The organism is Variovorax sp. PBL-H6, from assembly GCF_901827155.1.
Taxonomy (GTDB): domain Bacteria; phylum Pseudomonadota; class Gammaproteobacteria; order Burkholderiales; family Burkholderiaceae_C; genus Variovorax.
Window position 1 is genome coordinate 5,815,290 of record NZ_LR594659.1, and the last position, 18,440, is coordinate 5,833,729.

Below are 18,440 nucleotides of genomic sequence, written 5' to 3' on the forward strand. Positions count from 1 at the left end.
CATGACATTGCAGGAGGAGGAAAGCAGGTGAGGGAACTGATGGTCGAGAGCGCGCCGGCAAGGTCTGCCGCCCTGTCCGATGGCACGCGCAGGCCGCGCCTGGGCTTCCTCGGCGTCGGCTGGATCGGCCGGCACCGCATGGAGGCCATCGCCGCGGATGGCGCAGCCGAAGTCGCCGCGCTGTGCGATGCGGGGCCCGAGGCGCTCGGCGCCGCGACGGTGGCGCATCCGCACGCGGCGTCGGCGTCGTCCTTCGACGCGCTGCTCGACGAAGCGCTCGATGGCGTCGTGATCGCCACGCCGAGTGCGCTGCATGCGCAGCAGGCCGAAGCCGCGCTGGCGCGCGGCCTGGCCGTCTTCTGCCAGAAGCCGCTGGGCCGCACCGCTGCCGAGAGCGCCCGCGTGATCGATGCGGCACGCAAGGCCGGGCTGTTGCTCGCCGTCGACCTGTCGTACCGCCACACCGCTGCCATGCGCCGCGTGCACGAGCTGGTGGCCAGCGGCGAGATCGGCGAGGTGTACGCGATCGACCTGGTCTTCCACAACGCCTATGGGCCTGACAAGCCGTGGTTCCGCGATCCTCGGCGCTCGGGCGGCGGCTGCGTCATCGACCTGGGTATCCATCTCGTGGACCTGGCACTGTGGACGCTCGGCTTTCCGCGCGTGCTCGAAGTGCAGAGCACGCTCTGGGCACAGGGCCGCCGCCTCGGCCCACGACCGTCCGTGGTGGAAGACCACGCCATCGCGCAACTCGAACTGGGCGGCGGCGCGGTCGCGCGACTTGCCTGCTCGTGGAACCTGCACGCGGGCTGCGATGCCGTCATCGAGGCAAGCTTCCACGGCACACGCGGCGGCGCGCGCCTGCGCAACCTGCGCGGCTCCTTCTACGATTTCGTGGCCGAGCGCCTCGACGGCACCCGCGCCACGCTGCTGGCCGAACCGCCCGACGACTGGGGCGGTCGCGCCGCGGTCGACTGGGCACGCCGCCTCGCGGCGGGCGAGGGCTTCGATCCCGACGTGGCACGCGTTGCGGAAGTCGCAGCGGTGCTGGATGCGATCTATGGCCGCTGAGCGCCCGCTCCACGTCCTGATGACGGCCGATTGCGTGGGCGGTGTCTGGGCCCACGCGCTGGAACTGACGGCCGCGCTCGGCGCGCTCGGCGTGCGCGTCACGCTGGCAAGCATGGGAGCGCCGCTCAGTCCGGCGCAGCGCGCGCAGGCAGCAGGCATTCCGGCGCTGTCGCTGCACGAGAGCAGCTGGCGGCTCGAATGGATGGACGACCCCTGGGACGATGTCGCGGCGGCAGGCCGCTGGCTGCAGCAGCTCGAGCAGGCACTGCGTCCCGACGTGGTGCACCTCAACCAGTTCGCCTTCGGTGCCCTGCGCTTCCGTGCGCCGACGCTGGTGGTGGCGCATTCGTGCGTGTTGTCGTGGTGGCGCGCGGTGCGTGGCGGCAGCGCGCCTGCGCGCTTCGATCGCTACCGGCAGGGGGTGGCTGCCGGATTGGCCGGCGCCAGCCTGGTCGCGGCGCCCACGCAGGCCATGCTCGCTTCACTGGGCGAGAACCACGGCCTGTCGCGGCCCGGCCTGGTGCTGCCCAACGGGCGCGATCCGCTGGCCTACCGCCCCGCAGCCAAGCAGCCGGTGGTGCTGTCTGCAGGGCGCCTGTGGGACGAGGCCAAGAACCTGGCTGCGCTCGAGGCCGTCGCGCCGGCACTCCCGTGGCCGGTGCGCGTGGCCGGTGCGACGCGCATGCCCGGCGGTGGCATGCGCGAGACGCGCGCCGTGGAGCCGCTCGGCGAGCTCTCGCCTTCGGCCTTGGCGGTGCAGATGTCGCAGGCTGCGATCTATGCCCTGCCTGCGCGCTACGAGCCCTTCGGCCAGAGCGCACTCGAGGCGGCGCTGTCGGGTTGCGCGCTGGTGCTCGGCGACATCGCCAGCCTGCGCGAGCTGTGGGGACCTGCCGCGCTCTACGTGCCGCCCGATGACCACGATGCCTTGCGGGAGGCGCTCCAGCGCCTGATCGCGCAGCCTTTGCTGCGCGACGAACTGGCTCGCAACGCAAGGGCCCGGGCGCTGCATTTCACACCGGCGCGCATGGCGCACGCCTACCGCCGTGCCTACCGACAACTGATCGCGCACGCGTCTGCGCCGCCGACGCTGGAGGCGTTCTCATGCGCGTCGTGATCTTCTGCCACTCGCTGGTGTCCGACTGGAACCACGGCAACGCCCACTTCCTGCGCGGCGTCTGCAGCGAGCTCATCGCGCGCGGACATGCGCTCGCGGTCTACGAACCGCGCGACGCATGGAGCCGCATGAACCTGCTGGCGGAGCACGGCGAGCCCGCATTCGCGGCCTTTGCCCGCGCCTACCCGGAGCTGCACAGCCGCTTCTACGACGAAGCGACGCTCGACCTGGACGAGGCACTCGACGGCGCCGACCTGGTGCTCGTGCACGAGTGGAACTCGCATGCGCTGGTGCGCCGCATCGGCCAGCACCGCCGCACCAACCCGCATTACCGGCTGCTGTTCCACGACACGCACCATCGCAGCGTGACCGATGCGCTGGGCATGGCCCGCTACGACCTGTCGGACTACGACGGCGTGCTCGCCTTCGGCAACGTGATCCGCGACCTGTACCGCGCGCGCGGCTGGGCCCGCGAGGCATGGACCTGGCACGAAGCGGCGGACGTGCGCCGTTTCCATCCCATCGAAGGCCTTGCGCGCGAGGGCGACCTGGTGTGGATCGGCAACTGGGGCGACGACGAGCGCGAGGCCGAGCTCGGCGAATTCCTGCTGGAGCCGGTGCGGCAGCTCGGCCTGAAGGCGCGCATCCACGGCGTGCGCTATCCGACGCACGCGCTCGAGCGGCTGCAGCGGGCCGGCATCGACTACGGCGGCTGGCTTCCCAACCACGAGGCACCGCGCGTGTTCGCGCACTACGCAGTCACCGTGCACGTGCCGCGCCGGCCCTATGCCAAGGCGTTGCCCGGCATCCCGACCATCCGCATGTTCGAGGCGCTCGCCTGCGGGATTCCCCTGGTCTCCGCACCCTGGGACGACGCCGAAGGGCTGTTCCATCCCGGCCGCGATTACCTCGTGGCGGCCGACGGCCGCGCCATGAAACGGCACCTGCGCGCCTTGCTGGCCGATCCCGAAGCCAGGGGCGAGCTGTCGGCGAATGGCCGACGCACCGTGCTCGCGCGCCACACCTGCTCGCACCGGGTGGACGAGCTGCTCGGCATCGTCGCCGAGCTCCAGCCGGCCGCCCAGGCGGCACCCAGCATTGCGTGAACCAAGGAAGAACATGGACATCGCCTTCTTCGCCTCCAGCCTGGTCTCGGCCTACTGGAACGGCGCCGCGACCTACTACCGCGGCATCGTGCGCGCCCTGCACGAGCGCGGCCATCGCGTGCGCTTCTACGAACCCGACGCCTATGGCCGCCAGCAGCACCGCGACATCGAGGACCCCGACTGGGCCGAGGTGATCGTCTACCCCGGCGAGGGCGAGCACCATGCGCTGCGCATGGTCGAGCAGGCCCGCGGCGCGGACCTGGTGGTGAAGGCCAGCGGCGTGGGCGTGTTCGATGCGCTGCTGGAGGCCGCGGTGCTCGACCTCAAGAGCCCGCGCACGCGCGTCGCCTTCTGGGACGTGGACGCGCCCGCCACGCTCGAGCGCATGGACGCCGATCCGGCCGATCCCTTCCGCGCGCTGGTGCCGGGCTACGACCTGGTGCTCACCTACGGCGGGGGCCAACCTGTGGTGGCCGCCTACGAGCGCTTCGGTGCGCGGCGCTGCGTGCCCATCTACAACGCGCTCGATCCGGCCACGCATCACCCGGTCGAGCCGCTGCCGCACTTCGTCGCGGACCTGTCCTTCCTGGGCAACCGGCTGCCGGACCGCGAGGCCCGTGTCGACGAGTTCTTCCTGCGTGCCGCCGCCCAGCTGCACGAGGCGCGCTTCCTGCTCGGCGGCAGCGGCTGGGAGGACAAGGCGATGCCCGGCAACGTGAAATACATCGGCCACGTCTACACGGCCGACCACAACGCGTTCAACTGCACGCCGAAGGCGGTGCTCAACATCAGCCGCGACAGCATGGCGCGCTACGGCTTTTCGCCCGCCACCCGGGTGTTCGAGGCCGCGGGCGCCGGCGCCTGCCTCATCACCGATGCGTGGGAGGGCATCGAGCTCTTCCTCGAGCCGGACCACGAGGTGCTGGTCGCGTCCAGCGGCGACGACGTGGCTGCGCACCTCGAGCGGCTGGACCCCGCCTCGGCGCACCGCATCGGCCAGGCCGCCTGCCGGCGCCTGCTGGCGCATCACACCTACGCGCACCGTGCGGCGCAACTCGAGGCGCTGCTCGAGGGCCGGGAGACGGCACGGGTGGCGGAGCTGGCCCAGTGAGCCGAAGCGAGCCACGTGGAGGCCCATCCATGAACCCAGCCCCGCTGCGCATCGCGATCATCGGCCTGTCGATCACCTCGTCCTGGGGCAACGGCCACGCGACCACCTACCGCGGGCTGGTGCGCGAGCTGGCCGCGCGCGGGCACGACGTGCTCTTCCTCGAATGCGACGTGCCCTGGTACGCCGGCCATCGCGACCTGCCGCAGCCGCCCTTCGGCCGCACCGTGCTCTACGAGGACCTGGAGGCGCTGCAGCGCAACCATGCCGAAGACATCGGCGCGGCGGACCTGGTGATCGTCGGCTCCTTCGTGCGCGACGGCGTCGCGGTCGGCGATTGGGTCCAGGCCGAAGCCTCCGGCCTCACGGCCTTCTACGACATCGACACGCCCGTCACGCTTGCGCGCCTGCGCGAACCGCCGCCGGGCGAGGCGCCCTACCTCGACGCGCGGCAGATCGCCGGCTACGACCTGTACCTCTCGTTCACCGGCGGCCCGACGCTGGCCCGGCTGGAGCGTGAGTTCGGCTCCCCAGCGGCCCGGGTGCTCCACTGCGCGGTCGATCCCGCGCTTTATTTCCCTGAGCCGCTGCCGCTGCAGTGGGACCTCGGCTACATGGGCACCTACAGCGACGACCGCCAGCCGCGGGTCGAGCGCATGCTGCTGCAGCCGGCGCGGCAGTGGCACGCAGGCCGCTTCGCCGTCGCCGGGGCCCAATACCCTGCTGGCATGGACTGGCCGGGCAACGTGCAGCACATCGAGCACCTGCCGCCGGCCGAGCACCGCGCCTTCTACAACCGCCAGCGCTTCACGCTCAACGTCACGCGCGACGACATGATCGAAGCCGGCTGGTCGCCCAGCGTCCGGCTGTTCGAGGCGGCGGCCTGCGGCACGCCGATCGTGAGCGACCGGTGGGAGGGCATCGAGACCCTGCTCGAGCCCGGGCGCGAGATCTTCCTGGCCGACTCTGCGGCCGAGGTGCTGCGGCTGTTGCGCGAGCTGCCGGAGAACGAGCGCCTCGCGGTCGGCGAGCGGGCGCGCACCCGCATCCTGGCCCAGCACACGGCCGCGCACCGCGCCGCGCAGCTCGAAGGCTATGTGCACGCACTGCGTGCCCGCGAGGCGGCATGAAGGAGCGCGCAGCCATGTCCAGCCCCGAGCCCGGCCGCGCGGACGCCGATGCGCTGCAGCGCCGCATCGACGCGCTCGCGCCCTGGTTCCACAACCTCCACCTGCCTGGTGGCGTACAGACCTTGCCGCAACATTTTCTCGGCGGCGACTTCCCGCGCTTCAAGTGGCAGCAGATCGAGCCCTTCGTGCCCGCCGACCTGCGCGGCTGGCGCGTGCTGGACGTCGGCTGCAATGCGGGCTTCTACAGCTTCGAGCTCGCGCGCCGCGGCGCCTCGGTGCTGGGCATCGACGTCGATGCGCACTACCTGGCGCAGGCCCGATGGGCGGCCCAGGAATTCGGGCTCGAGTCGCAGGTGGAATTCCGCCGCATGGAGGTCTACGACCTCGCGCGCTCCGACGAGATGTTCGACCTCGTGTGGTTCATGGGCGTCTTCTACCACCTGCGCTATCCGCTGCTCGCGCTGGACCTGCTGGCCCGCCGCACGCGGCGCCTGCTGATGTTCCAGACCCTCACGATGCCGGGCGATTCGGTGTATGCCAACACCGCCGACTGCCCGATCGAGGACCGCACGCCGCTCCTCGAGTCGGGCTGGCCGCGCATGGCCTTCATCGAGCATCGGCTGGCGAACGATCCCACCAATTGGTGGGCGCCCAACCATGCGGCCGTCGAGGCCATGCTGCGGTCCAGCGGCCTGCGGGTGGAGGCGCGCCCGGGGCACGAGATCTATCTCTGTGCGCCCGACGAAGAGGCTGCGCGCGCCCGCACGCTGTACGCGTCGCAGTTCGACGCGGCAGCCGGAGCGATCCGTGGCGACGGATGATGCGGCGCCGGCACAGCCGCCGGACCCGGAAGGCTCGGGCGAGATGGCCGGCCTCATCGACCGCAACATCGAGGCATTGATCCGGCGGCGCCGCCAGGAACAGCGCGAGACCGCCCTGCAGGAAAGGATCGCCGATGCGATCACCTCCTTCGCGGGCAGCATGAAATTCGTCTACCTGCATTTGCTCGTCTACGGCGCCTGGATCGCGGCCAACCTCGGCTGGCTGCCGCCGGTGCCTCGCTTCGACCCCACCTTCGTGGTCCTCGCCATGGCGGCCTCGGTCGAGGCCATCTTTATCTCCACGTTCGTGCTGGTGAGCCAGAACCGCATGGCCGCGCAGGCGGACCAGCGCGCCGACCTGGACCTGCAGATCAGCCTGCTTTCCGAGCACGAGATCACCCGCCTGGTCACGCTGGTCGGCGAGATGGCCCGCCGCATGGGCGTGCCCGAGGCGCACGACCCGGAACTGGAGGAGCTCAAGCGTGATGTCGCGCCCGAGCAGGTGCTCGACCGCATGCAGCAAAGCGAGCGCAAGCTCGACCGATGAGTCGCACGGCCCCTGCGGCGGCCGGAGGACCGGTTGCGCCGCGGGCACGCCGAATGCCGGAGATGACGCAACGGTCGGCCAGCGCCCGGGATTCACCTTGCTGGGCGAGAAGGTACTCAGCTGCATCCGCACCGGCGGCGTAGCCGCTGGCTCGCATAATCATCATCGACCTGACGTGCCGAGACTGGCCCAGGCCAAACGGGACTGCGAGCCATGAACGACATCCACCCTGACCATTTCGAGGAAGCTCACTCCGAGCTGATCGACAACGTGGTCCCCACGCGGGGTTACGGTCTGACGCCGCTGGTAGGCCTCGGCGGCTCGGCCGGTGCAATCCAGGCACTGCAGGTCTTCTTGCAGAGCGTGCCACCCGAAAGCGGCCTGGCCTTCGTGGTCATCCTGCACCTGGCAGCCGAGCGGGAAAGCATCCTCGCCGATATCCTCCAGCGCGCCACCCCGATGCGCGTCGTGCAGGTGCAGCAGACCAGCAAGGTCGTGCCCAACACGGTCTACGTCATCCCGCCGGGCAAGGCGATCAAGTCGGCCAACGGCTACCTGCGGCTGACCGATCTGGAGTCGAAGCCCGGCCGCCGGATGGCTGTCGACTACTTCTTCCGCGCACTGGCGGACACCCATGGTGCCCATTCGGCGGCCATCGTGCTGTCCGGCGGCGACGGCGACGGCGCCATCGGCATCAAGCGCATCAAGGAACGCGGCGGGCTCACGATCGCGCAAGATCCCGACGAGGCGGAGCACGGCAGCATGCCAGGGGCGGCCATCGCGACCGGCATGGTCGACTGGGTGCTGCCGGTGTCGCAGATGGCGGCCCGCCTGCTGGATTACTACAAGATCGAGAAGCTGCTGCGGCTGCCGCCCGAAGAGGGCGCGCAGCCGGCGAGCGGGCCGCCGACCGATTCCGACGAGGCCATCCTGCGCGAGATCCTCAATTTCCTGCGCGCGCGCACCGGCCGCGATTTTTCCTATTACAAGCGCGCCACCATCGTGCGCCGGATCGGCCGCCGCATGCAGGTCAACGGGGTCAACGACCTCCCGTCGTACCTGAACTGCATGCGCACGCGCTCCGGCGAAGCCGGTGCGCTGCTGCAGGACCTGCTCATCAGCGTGACCAACTTCTTCCGCGACGCCGAATGCTTCGACGCGCTGGCGTCGCACCTCCCGGAGCTGTTCGTCGGCAAGGGCCCGAACGACACGGTTCGTGCCTGGGTGACGGCCTGCGCCACCGGCGAGGAAGCCTACTCGGTCGCCATGCTCCTGGCCGAGCACGCGCGCACGCTGGACGTGGCGCCCACCATCCAGGTGTTCGCCAGCGACCTGGACGAGAACGCCGTCCAGGCCGCGCGCGACGGCATCTACCCCGCGGCCATCGAGGCCGATGTTTCCCCGGAGCGCCTGCGCCGCTTCTTCATCAAGGAGCACGGCAGCTACCGGGTGCGGCGGGAGTTGCGCGAGACCGTGCTCTTCGCGACGCACGACCTGCTCAAGGACTCGCCGTTCTCGCGCCTGGACCTGGTCACCTGTCGCAACCTGCTGATCTACCTGGACCCGCACGCCCAGGCGCGCGTGTTCGACGTGCTGCACTTCGCGCTGCTGCCGCGCGGGCGGCTGTTCCTCGGGACCTCCGAATCGGTGGACGAGGGGAGCCAGTATTTCACCGTGCTCGACAAGAAGCACCGCATCTACGCACAGCGCCCAGCGCCGCGCACCGGCCTGCCGGTCCCGAATGGGCCCAGCACCCTGTCACTCGCACTGGACAGCCGGCACGCCGTGCCGGAGGCGCCGGTCATCGCCGGACGCCTGTTCGAGCAGCAGCACTTCATCGCCGGACGACGCGCGGACGGTCCGGACATCCGGGGCGTCTCCTGGGGCGAGCTGCACCTGAAGCTGCTGGAGCACCTCGGGCCGCCCTCGGCCCTGGTCGACGCCGAGCACGACATCGTGCACCTGTCGGCCAGCGCGGCGCAGCTGCTGCAGCACGCGGCGGGCGAGCCGACCCGCAATCTGCTGCGGCTGGTCCCCTCCGCGCTGCGCATCGAACTGCGCACCGCGCTGCACCGGGCCATGCAGGGCGGCGAGCCGGTCGAGACGCCGAAGCTGCAGTTGCCGGCAGGCAGCGAGACCCGGGCGCTCACCATGCGGGTGATCCCGGTGAAGGACGGCCGCCATGAAATGGCCCTGGTGCTCTTCGACATGGAGGCTCCCGGCGCGGCGCCCTCGCCCTCGCCGTCGGCGGCGTCGGACGCGCACTCGCCGCTGGTCGCCCAGCTCGACCACGAGCTGGAGCGCATGCGCACGCACCTGCGCGACACCGTCGAGCAGTACGAGACTTCGACGCAGGAGCTCAAGGCCAGCAACGAGGAGCTGCAGGCCATCAACGAGGAGCTGCGCTCGGCCACCGAGGAACTGGAGACCAGCCGGGAAGAACTGCAGTCCATCAACGAGGAGCTGGTCACCGTCAACCACGAGCTCAAGACCAAGGTCGACGAGCTCGCGCATTCCAACAGCGACATGCAGAATCTGATGGATGCGACGGCGATCGCCACCATCTTCCTGGACCGCGACCTGTGCATCACCCGCTACACGCCCATGGCGGTGCGGCTGTTCAACCTGATCCCCGGCGACCTGGGGCGGCCGCTGAGCGACCTGACGCCCAAGCTGCAGTACCCGGAACTCGGCGGCGATGCGCAAGAGGTCCTCGACCGGCTCGCGCCCATCGAACGCGAGGTGGGGCGCCCGGACGGCAGCTGGTTCCTGGCACGGCTGTCGCCCTATCGGGCCGCCGAGGATCGCATTGCCGGTGTCGTGCTCTCGTTCATCGACATCAGCGAACGCAAGAAGGCCGAGAAGGTGAGCCAATGGCTTTCGGCCGTGGTCGCCTCCTCGATGGACGCGATCATCAGCTTCTCGCTCGAGGGCAAGATCCTGAGCTGGAACGCCGGCGCGCGCCGCGTTTTCGGCTACGTTGCGGAGGAAGCCGTCGGCCAGCCGCTCGAACTGCTGACCAGCGAAGACGGCGACGCCGCGCGCCTTCTGCAGCGGATCACGCAGGGGCTGGGCATCGAGGCCCTGGAAACGGTGCAGCGCGCCAAGGACGGCAGCGCCATCCACGTGTCGCTCACGGCGTCTCCGATCCGCGATGCCGACGACAACGTGGCGGGCGGCACCGCCACGGTGCGCGACATCGGCGAGGCCAGGCAGGCGGCGGAAGCGCTGCGCCGCAGCGAGGAAAGGCTGCGCCTGGTGGTGGAGAACGCACGCGACTACGCGATCTTCTCCACCGACCTCGAACGCACCATCACGAGCTGGAACAAGGGCGCCCAGCAATTGCTCGGCTACACCGAGGCCGAGGCGCTGGGGCGGCGTGGCGACCTCATCTTCACCGAGGAAGACCGGAGCGCCGGCGCGCCGGTGCAGGAAACACAGACCGCGCTCAGCGAGGGGAGAGCGGCCGACGAGCGCTTCCACTTGCGCAAGGACGGCAGCCGTTTCTGGGGCAGCGGCACGATGATGCGCATGGAGGACAGCTCCGGCGAACCGGTCGGCTTCGTGAAGATCCTGCGCGACCAGACGCAGGCGCGCGAAGCGCAAGCCGCGCTCAAGCGCAGCCAGGCCGAGCTGATGGATGCGCTGCAGGAGAACGAGGCCGCGCGCACCCGGCTGGAGGCAGCCGACGCCGCCAAGGACCGCTTCCTGGCCGTGCTCTCGCACGAGCTGCGCAACCCGCTGGCCGCCGTGACGAGCGCCGCCGCCCTGCTGACCGATGGCGCGAGCACCCAGCCGCAGCGCGAGCAGGCGTCCCAGATCGTACGGCGCCAGTCCCGCACGATGAAGGTCCTGCTCGACGACCTGCTGGACGTGTCGCGCCTGACCGTGGGGCAGCTCGAGCTGCACGTGCAGGACGTGGCGCTGTGCAGCGTGGTCCAGGCCGCGCTCGAGACCGCGGAGCCGCTGCTGAAGGCCGCGCAGCACCTGCTGTCGACCCGCATGCCGGACCGGCCGGTCTACGTGCGCGTCGATCCGCTGCGCATCGCACAGGTCATCGTCAACCTGCTGACCAACGCGGCCAAGTACACCGCGCCGGGCGGCGAGGTGTCGCTGGAGGTGGAAGTGGGCGACAGCGAGGTGGAGATCGTCGTGAGCGACAACGGCGTCGGCATGACGCCCGAGACGATCGACCGCATCTTCGAGCTCTACGCGCAGGGGCCGGCCGCGGCGCACCGCAACAACGACGGCCTGGGCGTGGGGCTGGCGCTGGTGCGCAACATCGTCCGGCTGCACGGCGGCCAGGTCGAGGCCGAAAGCGAGGGCCCCGGGAAGGGCAGCCGCTTCCGCGTGCGGCTGCCGCTCGGCAGCGCAGCGGCGGCCTCGCCACCGTTGCCGGCCGCGGCCCCCGCCCGGCTCGGCAGGACACGGGTGCTGATCGTCGACGACAACGAGGACGCCGCGTGGACCCTGTCCATGCTGCTGAAATCGGAGGGACACGAGACGACGGTCGCCGGCAGCGGCCCGGAAGCCCTGGCCTTGGCCGAAAGCGCGATGCCCGATGTGGCCGTGCTGGACATCGGCATGCCGGGCATGAACGGCATCGAGGTGGCCACGCGGCTGCGCGCAATGCCCTCAGGCAACAGGCTGGTGGTGATCGCGCTCACCGGCTGGGGCAGCAAGACCGAGGGCATGAACCTGCTGGAGCGCGGCTTCGACATGCATCTGAGCAAGCCGATCGAGGCGAACCGGTTGATTGACGCCATGGCGCAGATGCTGAAGGAGCGCGGCGCGGGCTGGCACGAAGGCGGCTAGGTCGACCAGTGCAACCCGGCCTGAACCTCGCTCAGCTCGCCCAGCAACAGCATGCCCACCAGCTGCCGCCGGCGGTCCACCACCGGCAGGCGCCGCACCCGCGCATGGCGCATCCGCGCGACGACATCGTCGATCGACTCGTCCTCGTAGCAGGAGAGCAGTTCGGCGTTCATGAGGTAGCCGAGCGGCGTATGGGCTGGCGGGAGCCCGCGCGCAACACCGCGCACGGCGATGTCCCGGTCGCTGACCATGCCGACCAGCCGGCCGGCATCGCAGACCGGGATCACGGCAACGTCGAGCTCGGCCATCACCTGGGCCGCGGCCTCGGCCGTATCTCGCGGCGACATCGCGCGGACGCCCCGCGTCATGTGGTCGGAGACTGTCGTCATGAATGGCTTCCGTCCTGCAAAGCAGAAATGCGCAATAGGCGCATTCCCGCATTCGGTTCCGGCAACCGGCGTGCCCGCCGTCTCAAAGGCGATATTCCTTCAGGCGGTTGTACAGCGTCTTCATGCTGATGCCCAGCAGCGCCGCCGTGCGCTCCTTGTTCTGGTTGCAGTATTCGAAGGTCGCCAGGATGAGCTGACGCTCCATTTCGGCCAACGGCGTTCCCACGCGGACGCTGAGCTCCCGGCGGCCGTCCGCCGGCTCCCCGCCGGGCAGGGTGGGCTCGGCAGCGGGGCGCTGCGGCGGCCTTTGGTTTTCCGAGCCGTTCTGCTTCGGCAGCCATTCGTCGTCGATCTCCGCGCCGGTGGCCATGACCCACGCCCGCTGCACGGCATTGCGCAGTTCCCGCACGTTGCCGGGCCAGGTGTAGGCCTGGAGCCGCCCCATCGCCTCGGAAGTAAAGCGCTTGGCCACCTGCTCCTGCCGCTGCAGGTCCTCGAGGAAGCTGTGGGCCAGCAGAGGGATGTCGTCGGCACGCTCCCGCAGGGGCGGCAGCGAGATCGGGAACACGTTCAACCGGTACAGCAGGTCTTCGCGCAGCGCGCCGCGCATCACGGCCTCGGCGGCGTCGCGGTTGGTGGCCGCGATGATCCGCACGTCGGTCTGCTGCAGCTGGGTGGAGCCCACGCGCATGAAGGTGCCGTTCTCCAGCACCCGCAGCAGCTTCACCTGCAGGTTGAGCGGCATCTCGGTCACCTCGTCGAGGAACAGGGTGCCGCCATGGGCGCGCTCGAAGAAACCCTGGTGCTGACGCTCCGCGCCGGTGAAGCTGCCGCGCTCGTGCCCGAAGATCTCGCTCTCGATCAGGTGCGGAGAAATTGCACCGCAATTGACGGCAAGAAAGGGCTGCTCGCGCCTGCGGCTGAGCTCGTGCACGGCCTTCGCCACCAGCTCCTTGCCAGTGCCGCTCTCGCCGTGGATGAAGACGCTGACGGCCGTTTCCGCGACGCGTGCGATCTGGCGATAGATGCTCTGCATGGCGTCGGAGGCGCCGATCAGCGGGCCGAAGCGCCCGGTCTCGCGCCAGTGCTCGGTGATCTCCGCCAGCTCGGCGCGCAGCTTGGACGGGCGGATGAGCCGCGACAGCAGGCCCTGGAGGTGCTGCGGATTGACCGGCTTGACCAGGTAGTCGGCCGCGCCCAGCCGCAGCGCCCGGATGGAGGTTTCCAGGCTGGCCTGGCCGGTCATGAGCACCACCTCGGTGTCGGACAGCAGGCCCGTGTCTTCGAACAGGTCGAGCCCGTTGCCGTCGGGCAGGTGCAGGTCCAGGAGCAGGAGGTCGGGCTGCTGCATCGCGAGGAAGCGGCGCGCATCGCCCAGCGTCCTGGCGGTGGCCACGGAATGGCCCTCGCGCTTGACGAGGGTCGCCAGCATGCGACCGGAGTCCTCGTCGTCTTCTACGATGAGCGCGTGTCCCAACTTGTTGCCCCTCTTGCTCTTTGCCTTCCGCTTTCCATGAACGACACCTGGGCCGGATTCGGAATCCTGCCGTGAAAACTGCGTATGCAGACTACTCCCGGCCGCCGAGCCGCTGTGCGGCTTCGCGCAGGGAATCTGTCAGCGCCGTCATACGGCTGAGTTGTCGCGCGATCACCTGCCGCGCCTGGGCCTGGAGCTCAGGATCGTCACGGGATGTTTCCAGCAGCTGCAGCGCTGCCGCTGCGGCCCCGATCGGCGTGCGGAACGCGTGGTCGAGGCGGCTGGCTTCCTCCGCGTGAGCGGCGAGTGCCCGGCGCAGTGCCGTCAGTTCGGCCTCGGCCTCGGTCCCGGTCCCGGTCCCGGCCCCTGAGTTGGCGTTGGTGTTGGTGTTGGTCTCGGGTCCGCCCTTGCCGGGCTCTGGCGTGGGGTCGGCACGCCCCGTGCGCGCAAAAGCGATGGCGGCCAGGGTCGTGGCAACGCCAAACACCGTGAAGCAAGCGGTACGGGCGGCGAAGGCGAAGGCTGGCGATCTCATCCTGCGAGTGTCGAACAAAGGTTTGCGCCGCGGAGTCGGACCGCATCGCAAGAGTTGCGGTAAAGCATGCTCGCCCGCGCCGGTGTTCTTGTCGTTTTGAAAACGAAAGCACTCTAAAACGCCGAGTTCTGGCCTGGCACGGGTGTTGCGCTGGACGCGGCCCCACAAGGAAGACCATGAGCTCGATTTCGCTTCAAGCCCGTCCCATCCAGACCATCGCTTTTTCCCCTCGGCTGCAGCAGGCCGTCCGGTTGCTGCAGCTTTCCGCACTCGACTATGCGCAGGCCCTGCACGAGGCCGCCGACGCCAACCCCTTTCTCGAACTGGAAGAGGCGCCGGGCCTCGATTCGCCAGGCTTCGAAGGCGCCGAGTGGTCCGCGGAGGCCGCGTTCGACCGGCTCGGCGCCGGCCCTGCCTTGCCCGGCGCGCGCCTGTCGCACGACGAGAGCGCCGACGCGCTCCAGCGCATCCCCGCGACAGTGTCGCTGCGCGAGCACCTGCACGCGCAACTGGGCGTGCTCAGGCTGGACGCGCAGGAGCGCCTGCTGGCCGCTGCGGTGGTCGAGTCCCTGGACGACGATGGCTACCTGCGGGTGTCGCTGGACGAGATCGGCGCGCTGGTCGGCGATGCCGGCGAGGATGTGTTGCCTGCGCTGAACGCGGCGCTCACCCGAGTGCAGTCGCTGGACCCCGCGGGTGTCGCGGCACGCAGCGTGTCCGAGTGCCTGCTGCTCCAGCTGGGCGGCATCGACGACGCGCCGATGCGCGAACTGGCGCGCGGCATCGTCACCGACCATCTCGAGGACCTGGCCTCGCGCAACTGGCAACGCATTGCCACGGCGCTCGGCGAGCCGGTCGCGCGGATCAAGCTCGCGGCCGAGCGCATTCGCAAGCTCGACGCGCGGCCTGGCTGGCGGCTCGATGCGCAGGCGCCGGCGTTCGTCACGCCCGACGTGATCGTGCGCAAGCGGCGCGGCGTCTGGACGGTCGCACTCAACGAAGCCACCGTCCCACGGGTGAAGCTCCATCACACCTACGCCCGCATGCTGGAACAGCAGGGCGTCGCGGCCAACCCGGAGTTGCGTGGCTGCCTCGAGAGCGCCCGCTGGACGGTGCAGAACGTAGGGCAGCGCGTGTCCACCATCCGCGACGTCGCGCAGGCGATCGTCGCCAAACAGAAGCTCTTCTTCGACTACGGCCCGCTGGCGATGAAACCGCTGGGATTGCGCGAGATCGCCGATGCCGTGGGCGTGCACCCGTCCACCGTCTCGCGCGCCGTTCACCACAAGTACATGGCGACGCCGGCTGGCGTCTTCGAGCTGAGGTACTTCTTTTCCCGCGGAATGCAGCACGCGCATCGCGGCGCGAGCGCGCCGACGGCGCTGCGGCAACTGGTGGGCGAACTGATCGCGGCGGAACCGAGCGGAGCGCCGCTCAGCGACGCCGAACTCGCCCGCCGCCTGACTGACCAGGGCTTTCGCATTGCGCGCCGCACGGTGACCAAGTACCGGCAGGCACTGCGCATCGACCCGATCGAACTGCGCGCCGCGGCGCGGGCTTGAAGCGCTTCGGCACCGTCATCGCTTCTCCTCGCGCTCGAATTGCGAGCAGCCAGACTCATCAATGAAAAGAGACAGGAGCGCGCCAGAGGGGCCTACACGAATGCACCGGGTCGGGACGGAGATTGCACTTTTCGCGGCACCCAGCCGTCTTGTCCAACCCTTACTTCGCGAAGGATGCCTCCATGTTCTCTCACAACAAGCGACTCCAATACACCGTGCGCGTGAGCGAGTGCAACCCCGGCCTCGCCAACCTCATGCTCGAGCAGTTCGGGGGGCCGCAGGGCGAGCTCGCCGCGGCCATGCGCTACTTCACCCAGGCCGTCGGCGAGGACGATCCCGGCCGCAAGGACATGCTGTTCGACATCGCGACGGAGGAGCTCAGCCACCTGGAGGTGATCGGCACCATCGTGGGCATGCTCAACAAGGGCGCCAAGGGCCAGCTCGCCGAGGCCGCGGAGGAAGAGGCCGAGATGTACAGGCTCATCACCGGCGCGGGCAACGACAGCCACGTCACGCAGGTGCTCTACGGCGGCGGCCCGCCGCTGGTCAACTCCGCGGGCGTGCCCTGGACCGCCGCCTACATCGACACCATCGGCGAGCCCACCGCAGACCTGCGCTCCAACATCGCGGCGGAAGCGCGCGCCAAGATCGTCTACGAACGGCTGATCGCCTGCACCGATGACCCCGGGGTGAAGGAGGCGCTGGGCTTCCTCATGACGCGCGAGATCGCGCACCAGAAGTCGTTCGAGAAGGCGCTCTATGCCATCACCCCGAACTTCCCGCCGGGCAAGCTGCCGGGCAGGCCGGAGTTCACCAGCGTGTACTTCGACATGTCCAAGGGCGGCGAGATGCGCGGCCCCTGGAACCAGGGCCCGAACTGGGACTACCGCAGCGAGCCCGAATCGCAGATGGCCGTGGACGGCGGCACCGGCGAGCCCTCCGTCTCGATGACGGCGGACGAGCAGGCAGCGTGGGACGCCATGGCCCTGCGGACCGCTTCCGATCCGGCCAGCGACCCGCCGACCGGTGCCGAGCTGGGCATGGCGCCGGACGATCCGGATGCGCCGACCCAGGCGAGCGCATCGCCCCGCAAGCGGAAGTGAATCGGAGTCGGCAAGAGCTTCAGCAAGCCGGGCGGGGCGCACACCGCCTGGCCTTGCTGCGACACGCGAGCGATCGCCATCGGGACGAGGTCGGGCACTTCGCCCGGGATTGAGCAGGCACACCGTTTGCCATGGTGTATGGGGCAGCATTTTTTTGCGTGCTGCCTCTGTCCCTGTTCTTCCCAACCCCAGAAAGGAGTCCTGATGGCTTTGAACGATGACGACGATGTCCTGCGCGCAGCACGCGTGCGCCGGCGCGGCTTCGCAGGCATGGATCCGGCGCGGCAGCGCGACATTGCCCGCGAAGGCGGGCGTTCGGCGCATGAAAAAGGCACGGCCCACGAGTTCAATTCGGCCGAGGCGCGTGCCGCGGGATTGAAGAGCCGCATCGGCCGAAGCAAGCCCGCAGAGTCCTGAAAGATCGGCAAGCAGGAGCGCAAACGTGCGCTCCCTGCTTGCCGACGCCCCCCAGTCGCCGCGCCCACAGCGCCATGTGCGACAGCACGCGCCGCGCCCGCATCGCCTTCATGGGTTCGGAAGCGCGTCCCTTCCCGGTGTCGCCGTGTTGCGACTGGCCATCCAGCTCGCCGCCACGGCCAAGGCCGCGATCAGATAGGCGAGCCCCCCTGGCACCCACATCACCAGTCCGCCGAGCTGCTGGTCTTCGAGGGCGTCGAGGCCGAACGCGGACGCCGATTCGAAATAGGAGGCGTACCACGGCGCCGGCGCCAGCGTGAGCAGCGCACCCAGTGCGCCGGTGTGCGCCATCGTCGTGAAGAGCGACAGCATCGCGAAGCCGCGTCCGGCATGGCCGGCGCGTGGCGCCAGCACGGTCCACCAGAACAAGAGTGCGCTGACGAGAAAGCTCGTGTGCTGCACGGCATGGAGGGCGGGGTGCACCAGCGCCGCTTCGAAGGCACGAGGGATGTGCCAGCCCCAGAGCGCCACCAGGTGCAGTCCCCAAGCGGTTGCGGGCAAGGTCAACCAGCGCCATGCGCCGCGCACCGACCGTGCCTGCACGCCGCGCCCGATGCGCGTGCGCGCCGCCGCCGGCAGGGCCCACAGCCAGACGCCCAGCGGCCGGCCCAGCACCAGGAGCGGCGCGGCCACCAGCATCAAGATCTCGTGCTGCACCATGTGGGCGGAAAAGAGCCAGGCACCCAGTCCGTCGAGCGGCGATACGAAGGCGACGCCCAGCGCCAGCCAGCCTGCCACGAAGGCTGCTGCGCTGTAGAGCCGGTGTACGCGGCCGAGCCGCGTGCGCTGCCGCAGGCGAGCGAAGCCCGCCACATACAAGCCCAGGCTCAGGAGCATCGCTGCGATCACCAGCGGCTCGAAGGACCACCGCAGCGCGGCCGTGCCGCCGGTGGCAGGATCGAGCGCCGAATGGGCGGCGGCCGTTGAGGCGCAGGCCCAGAGGCACAGGCCGATGAAAAGGTGGGGCCCCGTCATCGCAGGCCCTCCAGGCAGGCGAGCAGTGCGCGGACCTCGCCCGGCGGCAGGCTGCTCGCCGCCATCGTGCTGCCCGGCTCGACGCCCAGCGGATCGACGATCCACGCCACGAGCCCGGCCTTCTCGCGGCCCGATGATGCGCAAGGCCTGGACGCCGGCCGGAAGGAGGGCGCTCGGTCGCAAGCCTGGCTGCAGCGGAGACTCCAC

The 18,440-nt window shown here is 69.9% G+C and carries 15 protein-coding genes; 11 read left to right on the forward strand and 4 right to left on the reverse strand.

From position 1 onward, the window contains the following. Positions 1-27 precede the first annotated feature (27 nt). From G3W89_RS27390 to G3W89_RS27425, 8 genes are all read left to right on the forward strand, one after another. The gene (locus G3W89_RS27390; protein WP_232076770.1) at positions 28-1,071 is read left to right on the forward strand and encodes a Gfo/Idh/MocA family protein; all 1,044 of its coding nucleotides are present in this window, start codon (positions 28-30) and stop codon (positions 1,069-1,071) included. Next, positions 1,061-2,188, forward strand: a complete 1,128-nt coding sequence (locus tag G3W89_RS27395; RefSeq protein ID WP_162577095.1) for a glycosyltransferase family 4 protein — start codon at positions 1,061-1,063, stop codon at positions 2,186-2,188. Before G3W89_RS27390 ends, G3W89_RS27395 begins: the two co-directional genes overlap by 11 nt. Further along, positions 2,176-3,294, forward strand: coding sequence for a CgeB family protein (locus G3W89_RS27400; RefSeq protein WP_162577096.1), 1,119 nt, complete (start codon positions 2,176-2,178; stop codon positions 3,292-3,294). Before G3W89_RS27395 ends, G3W89_RS27400 begins: the two co-directional genes overlap by 13 nt. 13 nt (positions 3,295-3,307) lie before the next feature. Beyond that, positions 3,308-4,405 (forward strand): CgeB family protein, encoded by a 1,098-nt coding sequence (locus tag G3W89_RS27405; RefSeq protein ID WP_162577097.1) that lies wholly within the window; start codon positions 3,308-3,310, stop codon positions 4,403-4,405. A gap of 29 nt (positions 4,406-4,434) precedes the next feature. Next, positions 4,435-5,532 carry a CgeB family protein gene (locus G3W89_RS27410; RefSeq protein WP_162577098.1) on the forward strand — a complete coding sequence of 366 codons (1,098 nt, stop codon included), beginning with the start codon at positions 4,435-4,437 and terminating at the stop codon, positions 5,530-5,532. A 14-nt stretch (positions 5,533-5,546) separates the two neighbouring features. Further along, on the forward strand, positions 5,547-6,353 hold the full coding sequence (locus G3W89_RS27415) for a TIGR04290 family methyltransferase (protein ID WP_232076771.1): 807 nt from the start codon (positions 5,547-5,549) through the stop codon (positions 6,351-6,353). Further along, complete coding sequence (locus G3W89_RS27420; RefSeq protein WP_232076772.1) at positions 6,340-6,900, forward strand: DUF1003 domain-containing protein; 561 nt, start codon at positions 6,340-6,342, stop codon at positions 6,898-6,900. Before G3W89_RS27415 ends, G3W89_RS27420 begins: the two co-directional genes overlap by 14 nt. A 213-nt stretch (positions 6,901-7,113) precedes the next feature. After that, positions 7,114-11,715 (forward strand): PAS domain S-box protein, encoded by a 4,602-nt coding sequence (locus tag G3W89_RS27425; RefSeq protein WP_162577100.1) that lies wholly within the window; start codon positions 7,114-7,116, stop codon positions 11,713-11,715. Here G3W89_RS27425 and G3W89_RS27430 read toward each other — a convergent pair. From G3W89_RS27430 to G3W89_RS27440, 3 genes are all read right to left on the reverse strand, one after another. Beyond that, complete coding sequence (locus G3W89_RS27430; RefSeq protein WP_162577101.1) at positions 11,712-12,104, reverse strand: CBS domain-containing protein; 393 nt, start codon at positions 12,102-12,104, stop codon at positions 11,712-11,714. The two genes, G3W89_RS27425 and G3W89_RS27430, sit on opposite strands and share 4 nt — an antisense overlap. Positions 12,105-12,186: 82 nt before the next feature. Continuing rightward, positions 12,187-13,581, reverse strand: coding sequence for a sigma-54-dependent transcriptional regulator (locus G3W89_RS27435; protein WP_162577102.1), 1,395 nt, complete (start codon positions 13,579-13,581; stop codon positions 12,187-12,189). A 91-nt stretch (positions 13,582-13,672) separates the two neighbouring features. Next, on the reverse strand, positions 13,673-14,116 hold the full coding sequence (locus tag G3W89_RS27440) for a histidine kinase dimerization/phospho-acceptor domain-containing protein (protein WP_162577103.1): 444 nt from the start codon (positions 14,114-14,116) through the stop codon (positions 13,673-13,675). A gap of 176 nt (positions 14,117-14,292) precedes the next feature. Between G3W89_RS27440 and rpoN the strand changes: the two genes are divergently transcribed. From rpoN to G3W89_RS27455, 3 genes are all read left to right on the forward strand, one after another. Further along, positions 14,293-15,678: an RNA polymerase factor sigma-54 gene (gene rpoN, locus G3W89_RS27445; RefSeq protein WP_162577104.1), complete on the forward strand. Its 1,386-nt coding sequence runs from the start codon at positions 14,293-14,295 to the stop codon at positions 15,676-15,678. Positions 15,679-15,860: 182 nt separating this feature from the next. Next, positions 15,861-16,781, forward strand: a complete 921-nt coding sequence (locus G3W89_RS27450) for a manganese catalase family protein (protein WP_162577105.1) — start codon at positions 15,861-15,863, stop codon at positions 16,779-16,781. A gap of 204 nt (positions 16,782-16,985) precedes the next feature. After that, positions 16,986-17,198: a KGG domain-containing protein gene (locus G3W89_RS27455; RefSeq protein WP_162577106.1), complete on the forward strand. Its 213-nt coding sequence runs from the start codon at positions 16,986-16,988 to the stop codon at positions 17,196-17,198. A 108-nt stretch (positions 17,199-17,306) separates the two neighbouring features. On the opposite strand, the gene G3W89_RS27460 is transcribed toward G3W89_RS27455, so the two are convergent. Next, positions 17,307-18,233: a cytochrome c oxidase assembly protein gene (locus G3W89_RS27460; protein ID WP_162577107.1), complete on the reverse strand. Its 927-nt coding sequence runs from the start codon at positions 18,231-18,233 to the stop codon at positions 17,307-17,309. Between the last annotated feature and the right edge of the window lie 207 nt (positions 18,234-18,440).

Coding starts and splice junctions, on each gene's coding strand:
- G3W89_RS27455 (WP_162577106.1), top strand. CDS start 16,986: ATGGCTTTGAACGATGACGACGATGTCCTGCGCGCAGCACGCGTGCGC.
- G3W89_RS27440 (WP_162577103.1), bottom strand. CDS start 14,116: ATGAGATCGCCAGCCTTCGCCTTCGCCGCCCGTACCGCTTGCTTCACG.
- G3W89_RS27415 (WP_232076771.1), top strand. CDS start 5,547: ATGTCCAGCCCCGAGCCCGGCCGCGCGGACGCCGATGCGCTGCAGCGC.
- G3W89_RS27425 (WP_162577100.1), top strand. CDS start 7,114: ATGAACGACATCCACCCTGACCATTTCGAGGAAGCTCACTCCGAGCTG.
- G3W89_RS27430 (WP_162577101.1), bottom strand. CDS start 12,104: ATGACGACAGTCTCCGACCACATGACGCGGGGCGTCCGCGCGATGTCG.
- rpoN (WP_162577104.1), top strand. CDS start 14,293: ATGAGCTCGATTTCGCTTCAAGCCCGTCCCATCCAGACCATCGCTTTT.
- G3W89_RS27460 (WP_162577107.1), bottom strand. CDS start 18,233: ATGACGGGGCCCCACCTTTTCATCGGCCTGTGCCTCTGGGCCTGCGCC.
- G3W89_RS27410 (WP_162577098.1), top strand. CDS start 4,435: ATGAACCCAGCCCCGCTGCGCATCGCGATCATCGGCCTGTCGATCACC.
- G3W89_RS27395 (WP_162577095.1), top strand. CDS start 1,061: ATGGCCGCTGAGCGCCCGCTCCACGTCCTGATGACGGCCGATTGCGTG.
- G3W89_RS27450 (WP_162577105.1), top strand. CDS start 15,861: ATGTTCTCTCACAACAAGCGACTCCAATACACCGTGCGCGTGAGCGAG.
- G3W89_RS27405 (WP_162577097.1), top strand. CDS start 3,308: ATGGACATCGCCTTCTTCGCCTCCAGCCTGGTCTCGGCCTACTGGAAC.
- G3W89_RS27400 (WP_162577096.1), top strand. CDS start 2,176: ATGCGCGTCGTGATCTTCTGCCACTCGCTGGTGTCCGACTGGAACCAC.